Below are 13,038 nucleotides of genomic sequence, written 5' to 3'. Positions count from 1 at the left end.
TTCCATGACACACATGCCGCGTTCCACCTGGCTGTTGCTGGGCAGCCTCTACACGACCCAGTTTCTTGGCCTGGGATTCCTGGTCGTCGCCCTGGTCGCGATCATGCGCGACCAGGGGGCGACCCTGGACCAAGTGGGCATGGTCTACATGCTGGGCATGGTCTGGCCCTTCAAGGTCCTGTGGGCGCCGATGATCGACAAGATTCGGTTCGGCCGGTACGGCCACTACCGTGTGTGGTTGTTGCTCATGCAGGGCGGTCTGGCGCTGGTGCTGCTCGCCATGGGCTTTTTGGACGTGATCGGGGATTTCCCGATCATCTACCTTCTGGGGGCCCTGATCGCCTTCCTGTCCGCCTCCCAGGACATCGCCGTCGATGGTCTCGCCTGTCGGCTGTTGTCGCCCGATCAGCGGGGGATGGGAAATGGCATTCAGATCGCCGGTGGTTTGCTGGGCAACATGCTTGGCGGGGGCGTGGTGCTTCTGACGTATCCTTGGCTGGGCTGGCAGGGCAGCCTGCTCCTCCTTGCCGCGGGCACGTCGGTCTCCTTTCTTCAGGTGCTGTGGTACGACGAACCGGCGCGGGCCATCGTGCGGGCCGAGGGCGCCACGCTGTTTCGATGCGTCGCCGGGTTCTGGACGCGGGCCGGCGGGCGGTACTGGCTGATGCTCCTCATGCTCAATCCCATCGGGTGTGGCTTGGCCTATGCGGTGACCATTCCCGTTCTCGTCGATCGCGGTTGGGGCATGGATCGGATCGGTCTGATGGTCAACGTGTTCGGTTCGATCGCCGGTATCGTCGCGGCCTTTGTGACGGGGAGCCTTCTCCATCGCTTCTCGCGCCGCGCGGTCCTGGTCGGCGCCGCATTCTTCCAGGTGCCGGGAATCGCCGTGATCTTGGTGCCGGCGGTCTGGGGCTTTGGCGACGGTGTCGCGACCCTGGCGGTTATCCTCTACTTCCTTTGCTACAACCCGGCCGCCACGGTTCTGGCTACGTTGATGATGGACCACGCTTCGCCCCGGCGACCGGCCACCGACTATACCTTCCAATACAGCCTGAACATGGGGTTCGCCATGGGGGCGATGTCGCTCGCCGCCGCCTTGGCACAGAGGATCGGCTATGGGGGCGTGGTGATCTTGGGCGCCGCCGTCGCGGTGCTGGTCGCCTTGCTCTCCATGGGCTATCGCTCGCCCTCGTCTGATCGGGAAGGGGAGGGGGCGGCGGGATCGCTTGGCGTGGCCGCCGCCCCCATGGCCCTGGCCCGGGAGAAGGGGGCGTGACGGCGAAGGGTCTCGCCCCGGCCCCCCCATCCGCGCGCCTGCATGCGGCTGCTTTGTCTGCCCCAAGCCGGCCCGTTTCTCGCTGTCTAGCCGAGTTTCTGAAATCGCTCCCGCCAGACCTTATCGGCAGGATCGATCCTGTTTCAGCCGTCACCCAGACCTTCCTGATCGGGACTGCGATTGGGAAGATATCGGGCCGGTGTTGTTCCTAGCGCCTTTTTGAACATCACAATGAATGCCGTGGCGGACTCATATCCCAGGGAGAGCGAAACACTTTGCACCGAAGCGCCGCTGGCCAGTTCGCGTAACGCGACGATCAGATGGAGTTGCCGTCTCCACCGACCAAAGCTCAGTCCGGTTTCTTGGATCATCAACCGCTTCAAGGATCTCTCGCTCATGGCGACGTGGCTTGCCCACTCCATCAAGGTGCGACGATCTCCCGGCTGGGCCGCCAAGGCGGACGCGATCATCGCAATCTTGGGATGATGGGAGACGGGTAGCTTAAGCCCCCCTGTTGGCATCAACGCGAGTTCGTCCAGCATGACCCGCACAAGGCGGCCACGATGGTCCTTCGGCTCATCGTGGCCCGATGCGTCGGCGAGACGCAGAATCATTTCACGAAGCATCGGCGAGACGGAGAGCGTACAGCAGTCCTGCGGCAGCAGCGCGGCTTCGGGTTCGACGAACAGGTAGGACAGCCGAGCGTTGGCGGTGACCTGATTGCTGTGTGAAACGCCCCCGGGGATCCAGACCGCGGAGCCTGGCGGCACGATCCAAAGACCGTTGGCAGCCGTACACGTCACCGCCCCATGCAAGGCCATAATGAGTTGTCCTTGCCGATGCCGATGGTGTGGCACTTCGGCTTCGTAGTCGCTGAAGTCGACATGCAGCGCGACCGCCGGGCCGTCCCAGTGATCCGGATCGAAGTCGGAGCTGCAGGGACGGACGCTCTTTTTGGATTGGCCCAATTTAGAGATCATTAGGCATTATATCCAAATGCGCCGAAGCCACAATCCGCTACCGTTGGCGATCGATCATAACGACATTGGAGATTGTCATGCGGATTGCTGTTGTCGGCGCGACCGGAAGGATCGGCTCAAAGCTTACTCGAACCCTCCTCGGCGCGGGTCATCAGGTGAAGGCTCTGTCGAGAGGCGGGGCCGCCCTTGAGGCGCTGGTGGAGGCCGGCGCCGAACCATTCCTTGGCAGCTTTGATACGGGGGCCGGGGCGCTCGACACCTTCTTCCAGGATGTCGAAGCCGCCTTCCTGATGGTAAAGACCGATTGGAACAACATCGAAGGCCATTATCCGGCGGTCGCGCAGCGCTTCGTGGACGCGCTGCGCGGCTCCCCGGTCAAGCTGGCCGTCAGCCTGTCGGCGATGGGGTCGGACGTGGACGGGAAAACTGGCCACTTCGAGTTGTTCCATCATCTCGACCAAAGGCTCAATGAACTGAACGACATCGACATGGTGCACCTTCGTGCCGCCTGGTTCATGGAGAACACGCTGGCGTGGACGGCTTCGGTCGCGAAGTATGGACGCCTCGCCTGGTTTTACGAGCCGGACCTGAAGATGCCTTGGGTCGCAACCGACGATATCGCCGGGCTGGCCGCCAAGGAACTGACCAATCCGACCGGCGACCATCGCGTGATCCGGGAAACGGGCTCCGAAGATCTTACGATGAACGAACTGGCCGCGATGATCGGTCGCGAGATCGGCAAGCCCGTCGAATACCGTTTCATCGACCGAGGCCGAAAGGAGATCGAAAACGAGTATCTCGCCCGGTTCGGTACGCCGGAACATTGGCTGGACGATAGCCGATCGGCTGACGCATTGAATCACGGCGTGGTCAGGTTTCAGGGCGGCGATGACGTGCGGCCGGTACTGCCGACCACGATGGAGGCATTCCTCAAAACCATATGGACGCCTCGCTACCTTGAAGCGCTGGCCAGCGAAGGTAAGCCCGAGACTTTTGAAATGTGGTGCGCCCGTTAGGGCCTTTATTTCCTGTGACAGCGCCACAGCTACGCGAGCGACGGCCGCGCCGCTGTGGCGGACAGGTAAAAGCCGCCGAGGGCATCGACACCCTCATCAGGACTGTCTTGTCCGGTCGCTCTCGGTTCTTCAGAAAAGCTCGATCAACGACGGGGTTTTTGCCGATTTCGCGGTGTGTTCGTCGTGGCTGTTTTCCAGCTGATCGATGGCGAAGCTGACCATTTCATCCATCTGGCGCCGGGATCGCCTGTTCATTTCGTCAAGGCTGGAGATCGATGGATCGGATATCTCGGTGGCCGAGGAGGCGATGGCGTCGGAGATATGGCCAAAACAGGTCACCAGGGCCTCCATGCGCCGCTTCACCACGTCCTGGAACTGGATCGAGCCGATCATCTGCAAGATCGGCGTGGCCAATCGCTCGTTTTCATAGCGCACCTTGGTCAGGGTGTCGTGTTGCTGGCTGATCAGGGTCTGCAGATTTTCGGTCAGCTCCGTGACCGCTTCGGACATGACGGCGAAACCGCTTTCCTCCTTGGCGATGCGTTCGCCGACGATGGTGTCGAGGCTGGTTTGCACCGCTGTTTCCAGCCGGGAAATCCCCTCGCCGATGGCGATCGCCGCCTGATCCGATCGCAGAGACAGGTCCTTGACCTCGGCGGCGACGATGGCGAAGCCGCGACCGGCCTCGCCGGCGCGGACCGCCTCGATGGTGGCGTTCAAGGCCAGCATGCGGGTTTGGCGGGCGATGCCGCGGATGGTTTGAACGGTCTTGCTGAGTTCGGACACCACCTGTCCGATGTCGCCCATGCCGGCCTTGACCTTGATCGTGTCCTCTTCGCGGTCGCGGGAGAAATCGGCGATCAGCGTCTGGCTCCGCACAAGCTGGCTCTCGGTTCGATCGATGATCTGGACAACCCGCTCGTTCGACCCGGTCGCGGTGATGAACTCAAGGAGCGCTTCAAGGCCGTTTTCGACCTCGCGTAAATGCGTCATCAGGTCAACGGCGTTCCGGTCGGTGTCATGGATGATTGCGGTGGTTTCTTTTTTCATCCTCTCGGAAAAATCGGCGAAGCCCGCCATCGTGTCGGAAAGGCATCGTCCATAGTTCAGGGCGTCGAACGCGGCGGGCGGCGCCTCCACCGTCGCCGGCGGATGATCGGGGCCGCTTGGCGCGGCGGGGGAGGCTGGCGCGGCGGGCCGTCGCTTTCGAGAGGCGGCGACGAACAGCACCGTCGCCACCGACAGCGCGACCATCAGACGAAGAAGCAAGGGGGGAGGACCGTTCAGCGAGGGCAGCAGGAAAACCAGCCCCTCGCCCAGCAAAACCGCGACGATGACCAGGGCCGGTCCGACGAGGGCGGCGAGCGGAAAACGCCTCCCCGGTTGTCCGCGACGTCGCCGCTTCACGGGATCGATTCTGGAATGGGTCCGCGTGACAGGATCCCCGTTTAACGGCGGGTGCTCTCGGCGACGGGACGCGGTCGATCCGCTGGATCCGCCCGGAGTCTTTGTCATCGCTTCCTCCATACCCGCGGGGTCTTTCTTTTGGCGAGGCGATGAACGCCTGCGCGGTTGGTTTTCACGGTCTCTGCCACCGCCGATCCCTTCGCTCATCGCCCGGCCTCGGCCAGCGACCGCTCGATCGCGTCAAGCAGGTCGGCCTTCTCGATCGGCTTGGTCAGAACGATCACCCCCTCGACCGCGCCGGCGGCGGCCAGCGAGGCCCCCAGGCTGGTGTGGGGGGTTCCCCCGCTCATCGCGATGCGGGCGATGCGGGGATGGCCGGATTTGATCCGGCCCAGCAAGGCGATCCCGTCGCCTTCCGGCATCCACAAGTCGGTCAACAGCACCTCGATCGGGCGGTGGGCGACGATATCCAAGGCCTCGACGCCGCTTCCCGCCTCGTACACACTATGGCCGGCCTTTTTGAGGATCCGGGCGAGGACAAGGCGGACCACCGGAACGTCATCGACAATCAGGATCGCGCTCATGGCGGCGCTCCGTCGGTGAACAACTCGACCGCCGGACCGCTGGCCTCGACCACATCCACTCCACTCGCGCCGTGATGGTCGTTGCGTTGCGAGGTCATCACCGTGTCTTCGAGGGCTTGGTCGAAGAGGTCTTTGAAGCGGGGGGCGTGGTCGACCGATCGGCGATCGCCCAGCACCTCCGCCATGTCCTCCACATGCCGGTCGAGCAGGATCGAAAGCCGCGATAGAAACATTAATTGCTGGCGGGTCACATCCTGGAATTGCAGCGTGCCCAGCATCGGAACGAGCGGGCGGGCGATGGCGGCGACCTCATCGCGAAGCTGGACGGGGTCGGCCCCGCCCTCGATCCCGGCGAGGGCCGCGCTCACCCCGGCGTCCATCTCCTGCAGGCCGGACCCCAGGGTCAGGGCCGCCTTTTCGGTCATGTCCGAGATGCGCAGCCCCTGATCGCGCAATACCTTGGTAAAGGTGCGGTACTGGAGCACTTCTTCGGCGACGCGCGCCTGTTTGCGCTGATGGAGGCGGGCCTGCTGCTGCGCCGAGTGACGGTGAGCGTAGAAAAAGGCGGCGGCCGCGGCGATCCCGGCGCACAGCGGTCCGAACGGGCCGGCCACCGCGGTCGCCAAGGCCGCGACGCACCCGGCCGCCAGGGCGATCCTGGGGAACGGCGTGGACGGCGAACCTTCGCGCGGCGGCTTGGACTGATCCATGTCTGGCGCTTTCAACCGTTGGGAAGGATCTGCTTGACCACCTTCAACAGATCGTCCGGCTGAACCGGTTTGACCAGCCAGCCGGTGGCCTTGGCCGCGCGCGCCTCATCGCGCTTCGATTGCTGGGATTCGGTGGTCACCACCAGAATCGGAATGAACTGGAAGCCGGCCATGGTGCGGACCTTGCGGATCAGATCGATGCCGTTCATGCCCGGCATATGGATATCGGTGATGATCAAGGCCGGCTTCAGTCCCTTTTCCAACTGGGCGAGGGCATCCTCGCCGCTGCTGGCCTGGGCGATGGTGAACCCGGCCCGGCGCAGGATCGTCTCCATGCTCATGAGGACGGTGGCCGAATCATCGACCAGGAATATCGTGCTCGTCATTTGAAACCCTTTTCTTATGAAGCGGCCAACGATCCCGGCCACAGCTGGGGAAGTTCGTCGGCAAGGAGGAAATAATCCATCGCGCCGCGCGATCGCGGCGCGTGAACCCGGGCCGGCTTTCCGGCGGCGAACGCTTCGGCCAGGGCGATGTCGGTGCGGATGCCGCGCAGAACCCGCTCCGGACCGAACTGGCGGGTTACCTCATCGAGGACGGACTGGTGATGGTTGATGCGGGAATTGAGGGTCACCGGCAGCAGGCCGACCAATCTCAGGCCGGGATTGGCGGTGGTGGCGATGCGGTAGAGCAGCCGGGTCAATTGCTTGACCCCCTCGGCCGACAGCGCGTGCGGCAGCATCGGGATCACCACGCCATCGGCGGCGGCCAGGGCGTTCATCAAGAGGAAATCGAGCGAGGGCGGCGTATCAAGGATGACCACATCGAAGGCCTCGGCGATTGCCGGGCGCCGGAGCTGCCGGGCCAGGACGTCGAGGCCGTGAGGACCTTCGGCCTGGAACAGGGGATCGGCCGGGGCGCAGGCGAGGCCGGCCCAGGCGCTTTCCACCACCGCCGTTGACAGATCGAAGGTCGGGTCGCGGAAGATATGGTGGGCGGTCGGGGCGCCTTTGGCCACGCTGATCCCCAGCCCCAACCCGGCATGGCCCTGGGTATCGAGGTCGACGACCAGGACGCGCCGATGCCGGGCCGCCCATTCGGCGGCGAGGTTGACCACCGTGGTGCTCTTGCCGCTGCCCCCCTTGCGGTTGGAAACGGAGAGGACGAAGGGGGCGGTCATCGCCCGTCCGCTTTCAGCGCCGGCGCAATCCAGCGGGCGAGGAAGGGCTCCTCGGGCAGCGAGAGGAGGGGCGGTCGCAGCGCCAGCAACACCTGCAAGGCGGCGCTGTGCAGATGGGTGCAGGTTTTCAGCGCCACCTTGGCCTTGGGGGTCGCCTGCAACGCTTCGAGCAGAGGCAGGGCGTCCTCGACGGTGCAGGCGCCTTCGATCGTGATGGTGGTCTTGCTGGTCCGGATCGGCATCTCAAAACAGCTCCTTCAGATTGAGCACCAGCAAGACCCGGCCATCGCCGAGCAGCGCGGTGCCCGAATACCCGGGAAGGCCGGCCAGGATGCCATCGAAGGGCTTCAAAATGATATCCATTCCCTCGCGGAAATGGTCGACGACCAAACCGGTCAGGGCATTGCCGACCCGCACGACCAAGACCGCGTCCTCTTGCGACTCATCGCCGAACCAGACAGGGGGGGCGAGGCCGAGCAGGGTGTCGAGCCGCACCAGTGGCACGATGGCGTCGCGCAGGACGAAGGCTTCCGACTGCTTGATCCGGCGGACCGCCTTGCGCGGGATCCGCACCGTTTGGGCGATATGGTCCATGGGGATGCCAAACAGCATGCCGCCGCCGGCCTCGACCATCATCACCCGGGTCACCGCCATGCTCAGCGGCAGCGACAGGCGGACGGTGGTGCCGAGGCCCGGGGTCGAGGACAGGCTGACCACGCCGTTGGCCTTGTCCATCGTGGAGACCACCACGTCCATGCCGACGCCGCGCCCCGACAGGTCGGAGACCTGGCCGGCGGTTGAGAAGCCGGGAAGGAACACCAGATTGACCGCCTCCTGGTCGCTCAGCCGGGCGGCTCGCTCGGCCTCGATCACGCCCTTGGCGACCGCCGCGGCGCGGATCTTGACCGGGTCGATGCCGCGGCCATCGTCGGAAACCTCGATCACCACCTGATCACTGTCGTGGAACGCCTTGACCAGGACGCGGGCCGTCGGCGGCTTGCCGGCGGCCTCGCGCTCCTCCGGCGATTCAATGCCGTGATCAAGGGAATTGCGGATGATGTGGAGCAACGGGTCTCCCAGCATCTCGACGATCGTCTTGTCGGCGGCGGTATCCTCCCCCTCGATCACCAAGTCGATGTGCTTGCCCAGCTTGCGGGCGATGTCGCGCACCAGCCGGGGGAAGCGTTCGAAGACCTCCGAGACCGGCAGCATGCGGACGGCCATGATGGCGGCCTGCATCTCCTGGGCCAAGCGGTCGACCACGGCGAAGGTGTCCTTGATCTCGCGCCCCATCTCGCGTGAACCATGGACTTCCTCGGCCCGCCGCGCCAGGAACGGCAGGCTGTTCTTCGACACCACCAATTCGCCGATCAAGGCCATCAGGGTGTCGATCTTGGCCTGATCAACTTTCAGCACGCGGTTGGCCGGCCGCTGGTCGGCGAGGACCGGGCCGAGCGCCTCCCCCCCCTCGGGAGGCGGGGCGCCCACCGTTTCGCTCGCCGTTTCGCTCGCCGTTTCGTTCGTCGTTTCGGAGGTCTCGAAAAGGGCGGCGAGAAAGGCCAGCATCGGCGCGGCCGACCCGCTTTGGCCCGCCGCCGCCGTCGCCCCGGTCCACGGCGCGGTGTCATGGCCAGCGGCGCGCAGAACATTGTCGACCGTGCGCGCCACCGAGGCCAGACGACCGGGGAGCCCCTCGTCCCGGGGCATCTCGAGGATCACCCGCTGGCCGTCAAGGATCGACAGGATGGTGGCCGACAGGGCGGCGCTGGAGCGGGCGGAGGCCGCGCCCGTGCCGGCCGGCGGCAAGACCACCGCGTTGCCGTGGGCGACCGCCGCGATCAGTGCCTCGACCCACCCCGGATCGGGCGTCGGGACCGACAAGACCGCGTCGAGCCACCTCAGGGCCGAGGCGACGAACAACGGGCGGGCGGTGAGGTCTAGCAAGGCGCCGACCGCCCGGCGCAAAGCCGGCCAGTCGGCCTTGGCGAGATGGGTCGAGGCCTCCTCGACGAAATCGCCGTAGACCGGGCCGTCATTGCGCTCCCCTTGGGGGATCACCAGCAGATGGGCCGGCACCGTATGGACCGTCACCTGTTCGATGACATAGCGAAAAAGCTGCTCGATCGCGGTCTTGTTCCCGCCGCAGAGAGCCCGCAGGCGCAGCAGGCAGCAATAGGGATCGACCGTTTCGACGCTTTGCCAGGGGGTTCGCGGCTCGATCACCAGAGAGAACAGGTCTGGTATCTGGCGGAACAGATTGACCGGGTCCTCACCGCTGAAAAAGCAATCCTCGGCGGGAGCGTAGTCCAAAGACAGCAAGGGGGCTCCGCAGAGGGCCGCCCGGAACGCGGCCAGCCGATCCGCCTCCGGCAGGAGGGCGAGGTGATCGATGGAGACCGGTGCTTCCGTCGGCTCGGGCGCGGAGGTCGGCTCGGCGCCGTGTTCCCGGGGCAGGGTCGCCCGCAGGCTGGTGGTCAGGGCGAGAGAGAGGCCCTCGGCGCCATCGGGCAGGAGCCCGGAGCGCTCGATCGCATCGACCCAGGCTCCGACCTGATCGAGGGTATCGAGCAGCAGATCGACCAGTTCGGAGGTCAGCGCCACCTGTCCGGCGCGCACCGCGCTCAGAACATCTTCGCCGGCATGAACCAGTTTGGTGAAGGCCGGGTAGTCGAACAGCCCGACCGATCCCTTCAAGGTGTGAACCGAGCGAAACACCTCGTTGAGGGCGGCGTCGTCGCCCGGCGTCTTTTCGAGCGCCAGCAAGCCGCTGGCGGCGGTCTGCAACAGGTCGCGGGCCTCGGAGAGGAAGCGGAGCAGCAGCGGCGTGCTCATCGACCGACCCCCGCCAGCAATTGAGCGACCTCGGTCAGCATCGCCGGAGCGACCGGCTTGACCAGATAATAATTCGCCCCGGCCTCGAAGGCCTTGAGGGCGTCGGCGTCGCCCGATTCCATGCTGATGGTGAGAGCGGGCACCCCCAAAACGGCGCTGTCGCGGCGGATGGCGCGCAGCATCGAATAGCCGTCCATCTTCGGCATGTTGATATCGACGATCAGCAAGTCGAAATCGTTCGACAAAACCTTCTCGTAGCCTTCGACCCCGTTGATCGCCTCTTCGACTTCGAAGCCGGCGGCCTCCAGCACCGACCGGTAAAACAACCGCATGGTTATGCTGTCATCGATCACCAGGACGCGCGGCGTGACGCAGGGAGCGGAGAGAGGGGACATGGCGCTCATTCCTGGGGTTTTTGATAAACAATGGTGTCGCCGAACTTGCGCGGGATGAATAAAGACGTCATCCGGCTCATGCTTTCGGAGTGTCCTAGGCAGACAAATCCGCCGGGAGCCATGTTCTGATAGAACATCTCGACCGTTTCTCGTCGGGTTATGTCGTCAAAATATATAAGAAGATTGCGACAAAATATAACATCGATCCCGGTTATGTTTTTTGTTTGCTTGGTGTCGATAATGTTGACCAGGGAAAAATCGATCGATCCGCGCAATCCTTCGCAGATCTGATAAGAACCCTCGGAGCGTGGGGTGAAATACTTCAATAAAATCGCAGGAGGGACCCGCGCGAGCGAACGGGCCCCGAATATCCCCGCCCGCGCTTCGGCCAAAATCTTGCTATCGATGTCCGAGGCGTGGATCTCAATGTCCCAATTATCGGCCTGATCCCATTTTTCGAGGATCGTGATGGCGATGGAATAGGGCTCCTCGCCAGACGAACAGGGCACCGACCAGATGCGGATCGGCATCGACCGACGTTTGGTTTTGATGATCGCCGGCAGGATATTGGCGACCAGAGCGTTGAATTGATAATCTTCGCGAAAGAAATAGGTCTCGTTAACCGTCATGGAATTAACCAGGACCTGCATCTCTTCTCCGGACATATCGAAGCGGAGAAATGTAAAATATTCTCTGAAGTCGCAAGATCCTGTTTTTATCGCTCGGTCTATTATCCTTCTTTCAACATAATATTTTTTGCTTAATTGAAAACTTATCCCTGTTTTGCGATAGAAAAAGTCACAAAATTTCGTGTATTCCTCATCGGAAATGGCCAATGTCCCCTTCCCAGGGGTTGGGGGGCGAATAACGGTCATTGGCCCCGTATCCGGCGGATCGTTGTTTCAATCGCGAATTTCATAAACGAGTCTCCGGGGAAGCGGTCCAGCAAGGCTTCCAGATCCTCGATGGCCTCGGGACCGCCGATTTCCGCCAGGGCATCGACGGCGGCGGAGCAGACGTTGATATGGGACTCGCGGCGGATCACCTCGACCAGCCAGTCCGGCGCGCAGGTCAAGCGCAGCGTTCCCAGGATGGTGACGGCGAAGATCCGGATGTCGCTATCGTCATCGGTCAGCAGCTCTTGAAGATGCGGAGCGATGGCGGCGGGCATCTCCTGAAGCGCTTCGATGGCGGCGTTGCGGAGTTGGGCGTCGTCGCTGCGAAGAAAACGGGCGAGCCGTCTGGCGACGGCCGGGGTCTGGAGCTTGATCAGGGCGGTGAAAATCATCGCCCGCACGCTGGGCGCCGTCTCGACCTCCAGGCGCTCGCACAGGGCCATCGCCGCCTCGGGATGGTCGGCGAGATCCCGCGCCGCGGCCCGACGGGTGCCCGGGGCCGGCGCCGCCAAATCGCTGAGCAAATCAGTGAGGTGGCGGTTATCGGCGGGCCCGGACGAGCCGTCGCGCGCTGTTTCAGCTCTGACCAGTCCCATAGACCGTCTCCTTGGTTCGTGACATCCACGCATTGAGCTGACCGGCGATGCGGCTGGCCGGCAGCACCAGATTGGCGCCGCCGCGTTTGACCAGCTCTCCGGGCATGCCAAAGATGACGGAGCTGGCTTCGTCCTGGGCGATGGTGCGCCCGCCGCGCCGCTTCACCTCGGCCATCGCCTCGGCGCCGTCATCTCCCATGCCGGTCAACAACACGCCGATGATGCGCTCGGGCGGCAGGGCGCGCAGCGCGCTCTCGACAAGGCGGGTGACGCTGGGATGCCACAGATAATGGGGGCCGGCGGGCATCGGATTGACGACAAAACGGGTGGCGCGATGGCCGATCACCACGTCGGCGTCGCCCTTGGCGATGTAGATCACCCCGGGTTCCAGCGGCATCTGCGCCGAGGCCTCGATCACCGTCAACGGACATAGGTCATTGAGGCGGCGGGCGAACACCGGGGTGAAGCTGCCTGGCATGTGCTGGGCCACCACCACCGGCCAGGGAAAGCCGGCGGACAGACCGGGCAGAACCTCTTCCAGGGTTCCCGGTCCACCGGTTGAAACCCCGATCAGCACCACGCCGATCTCGGTGAGGGACAGGGTGGGGAGGGGGGAGGAGTCGGCGGGACGGGTCCGCTTGGCGGCGCCGCGGTCGCTGGCCGTGCGCAAGCGGCTCGACAATCCGAGCGAGCGGCGAATACGGGCCTTGGCGGCGGCGGTGACCTTGTCGAGGATTTCGCGCTCGATGCGCGAGACATTGAGGGAAATGGTGCCATCGGGTTTGTGGATGAAATCGACCGCCCCCAAGGCCAGGGCCTCGAGGGTGACCTCGGCGCCGGTTTCGGTCAAAGACGACACCATCACCACCGGTTTTGGCTTGGTCGCCATGATCCGCGACAGGCAGGTCAGGCCATCCATCTCGGGCATGTTGATATCAAGGGTGATGACATCGGGGTCGAAGCTTTCCAGGCCGGCCAGCGCCTCGATGCCATTGCGCGCCACCATCACCTCGAAGCCGCCGTGGACTTCGAGGATTTCCTTCAGATGACGCCGCATGAGCGCCGAGTCATCGACAATCAGAACTTTGGTCATGTCCGCGGGCCTTTATGAAAGCCGGGTCTGGAGGGGCGAGCGGAAAAATAGCCGGTGTCGGCGATTTTCC

At 64.0% G+C, this 13,038-nt stretch carries 14 protein-coding genes; 2 read left to right on the top strand and 12 right to left on the bottom strand.

Going from position 1 to position 13,038, the window contains the following annotated elements; translation table 11 throughout:
- Positions 1 to 4: 4 nt before the first annotated feature.
- On the top strand, positions 5 to 1,279 hold the full coding sequence (locus RRU_RS12085; RefSeq protein ID WP_011390089.1) for an MFS transporter: 1,275 nt from the start codon (positions 5 to 7) through the stop codon (positions 1,277 to 1,279).
- 143 nt (positions 1,280 to 1,422) lie between these two features.
- Here RRU_RS12085 and RRU_RS12080 read toward each other — a convergent pair whose 3' ends face one another.
- Complete coding sequence (locus tag RRU_RS12080) at positions 1,423 to 2,259, bottom strand: AraC family transcriptional regulator (RefSeq protein WP_011390088.1); 837 nt, start codon at positions 2,257 to 2,259, stop codon at positions 1,423 to 1,425.
- 77 nt (positions 2,260 to 2,336) lie between these two features.
- Between RRU_RS12080 and RRU_RS12075 the strand changes: the two genes are divergently transcribed.
- On the top strand, positions 2,337 to 3,275 hold the full coding sequence (locus RRU_RS12075) for an NmrA family NAD(P)-binding protein (RefSeq protein ID WP_011390087.1): 939 nt from the start codon (positions 2,337 to 2,339) through the stop codon (positions 3,273 to 3,275).
- Positions 3,276 to 3,404: 129 nt separating this feature from the next.
- On the opposite strand, the gene RRU_RS12070 is transcribed toward RRU_RS12075, so the two are convergent.
- From RRU_RS12070 to cheB, 11 genes are all read right to left on the bottom strand, one after another.
- On the bottom strand, positions 3,405 to 4,682 hold the full coding sequence (locus tag RRU_RS12070; RefSeq protein ID WP_014626354.1) for a methyl-accepting chemotaxis protein: 1,278 nt from the start codon (positions 4,680 to 4,682) through the stop codon (positions 3,405 to 3,407).
- Between the two features lie 203 nt (positions 4,683 to 4,885).
- Entirely contained in the window at positions 4,886 to 5,266 is a 381-nt protein-coding gene (locus RRU_RS12065; protein WP_011390085.1) for a response regulator, read from the bottom strand.
- Positions 5,263 to 5,976 (bottom strand): hypothetical protein, encoded by a 714-nt coding sequence (locus RRU_RS12060; RefSeq protein WP_011390084.1) that lies wholly within the window; start codon positions 5,974 to 5,976, stop codon positions 5,263 to 5,265. Before RRU_RS12060 ends, RRU_RS12065 begins: the two co-directional genes overlap by 4 nt.
- 11 nt (positions 5,977 to 5,987) lie before the next feature.
- Positions 5,988 to 6,362, bottom strand: a complete 375-nt coding sequence (locus tag RRU_RS12055) for a response regulator (protein ID WP_011390083.1) — start codon at positions 6,360 to 6,362, stop codon at positions 5,988 to 5,990.
- Positions 6,363 to 6,376: 14 nt separating this feature from the next.
- The gene (locus RRU_RS12050; RefSeq protein ID WP_011390082.1) at positions 6,377 to 7,156 is read right to left on the bottom strand and encodes a ParA family protein; all 780 of its coding nucleotides are present in this window, start codon (positions 7,154 to 7,156) and stop codon (positions 6,377 to 6,379) included.
- Positions 7,153 to 7,398 carry a hypothetical protein gene (locus RRU_RS12045; RefSeq protein WP_011390081.1) on the bottom strand — a complete coding sequence of 82 codons (246 nt, stop codon included), beginning with the start codon at positions 7,396 to 7,398 and terminating at the stop codon, positions 7,153 to 7,155. The genes RRU_RS12050 and RRU_RS12045 overlap by 4 nt, the downstream gene beginning before the upstream one ends.
- A 1-nt stretch (position 7,399) precedes the next feature.
- The gene (locus RRU_RS12040; RefSeq protein WP_011390080.1) at positions 7,400 to 9,988 is read right to left on the bottom strand and encodes a chemotaxis protein CheA; all 2,589 of its coding nucleotides are present in this window, start codon (positions 9,986 to 9,988) and stop codon (positions 7,400 to 7,402) included.
- Positions 9,985 to 10,383 (bottom strand): response regulator, encoded by a 399-nt coding sequence (locus RRU_RS12035; RefSeq protein WP_011390079.1) that lies wholly within the window; start codon positions 10,381 to 10,383, stop codon positions 9,985 to 9,987. The genes RRU_RS12040 and RRU_RS12035 overlap by 4 nt, the downstream gene beginning before the upstream one ends.
- A 5-nt stretch (positions 10,384 to 10,388) precedes the next feature.
- Entirely contained in the window at positions 10,389 to 11,258 is an 870-nt protein-coding gene (locus tag RRU_RS12030) for a CheR family methyltransferase (protein ID WP_042440146.1), read from the bottom strand.
- The gene (locus RRU_RS12025; RefSeq protein ID WP_014626352.1) at positions 11,255 to 11,875 is read right to left on the bottom strand and encodes a HEAT repeat domain-containing protein; all 621 of its coding nucleotides are present in this window, start codon (positions 11,873 to 11,875) and stop codon (positions 11,255 to 11,257) included. Before RRU_RS12025 ends, RRU_RS12030 begins: the two co-directional genes overlap by 4 nt.
- A complete protein-coding gene (gene cheB, locus RRU_RS12020; RefSeq protein WP_011390076.1) occupies positions 11,856 to 12,968 on the bottom strand; it encodes a chemotaxis-specific protein-glutamate methyltransferase CheB in 1,113 nt (370 codons plus the stop codon). Before cheB ends, RRU_RS12025 begins: the two co-directional genes overlap by 20 nt.
- Positions 12,969 to 13,038 lie beyond the last annotated feature (70 nt).

It is taken from the genome of Rhodospirillum rubrum ATCC 11170, from assembly GCF_000013085.1.
Classification (GTDB): Bacteria; Pseudomonadota; Alphaproteobacteria; order Rhodospirillales; family Rhodospirillaceae; genus Rhodospirillum; species Rhodospirillum rubrum.
The sequence above is the reverse complement of the archived record's forward strand: the minus strand, read 5'-3'. Positions and strand labels throughout refer to the sequence as shown.

Bases quoted from the DNA above. Each gene is read 5' to 3' on its own strand.
- RRU_RS12040 (WP_011390080.1), bottom strand. From the start codon at position 9,988: ATGAGCACGCCGCTGCTGCTCCGCTTCCTCTCCGAGGCCCGCGACCTG.
- RRU_RS12025 (WP_014626352.1), bottom strand. From the start codon at position 11,875: ATGGGACTGGTCAGAGCTGAAACAGCGCGCGACGGCTCGTCCGGGCCC.
- RRU_RS12060 (WP_011390084.1), bottom strand. From the start codon at position 5,976: ATGGATCAGTCCAAGCCGCCGCGCGAAGGTTCGCCGTCCACGCCGTTC.
- RRU_RS12085 (WP_011390089.1), top strand. From the start codon at position 5: ATGACACACATGCCGCGTTCCACCTGGCTGTTGCTGGGCAGCCTCTAC.
- RRU_RS12035 (WP_011390079.1), bottom strand. From the start codon at position 10,383: ATGTCCCCTCTCTCCGCTCCCTGCGTCACGCCGCGCGTCCTGGTGATC.
- RRU_RS12055 (WP_011390083.1), bottom strand. From the start codon at position 6,362: ATGACGAGCACGATATTCCTGGTCGATGATTCGGCCACCGTCCTCATG.
- cheB (WP_011390076.1), bottom strand. From the start codon at position 12,968: ATGACCAAAGTTCTGATTGTCGATGACTCGGCGCTCATGCGGCGTCAT.
- RRU_RS12045 (WP_011390081.1), bottom strand. From the start codon at position 7,398: ATGCCGATCCGGACCAGCAAGACCACCATCACGATCGAAGGCGCCTGC.
- RRU_RS12080 (WP_011390088.1), bottom strand. From the start codon at position 2,259: ATGATCTCTAAATTGGGCCAATCCAAAAAGAGCGTCCGTCCCTGCAGC.
- RRU_RS12050 (WP_011390082.1), bottom strand. From the start codon at position 7,156: ATGACCGCCCCCTTCGTCCTCTCCGTTTCCAACCGCAAGGGGGGCAGC.
- RRU_RS12075 (WP_011390087.1), top strand. From the start codon at position 2,337: ATGCGGATTGCTGTTGTCGGCGCGACCGGAAGGATCGGCTCAAAGCTT.
- RRU_RS12030 (WP_042440146.1), bottom strand. From the start codon at position 11,258: ATGACCGTTATTCGCCCCCCAACCCCTGGGAAGGGGACATTGGCCATT.
- RRU_RS12065 (WP_011390085.1), bottom strand. From the start codon at position 5,266: ATGAGCGCGATCCTGATTGTCGATGACGTTCCGGTGGTCCGCCTTGTC.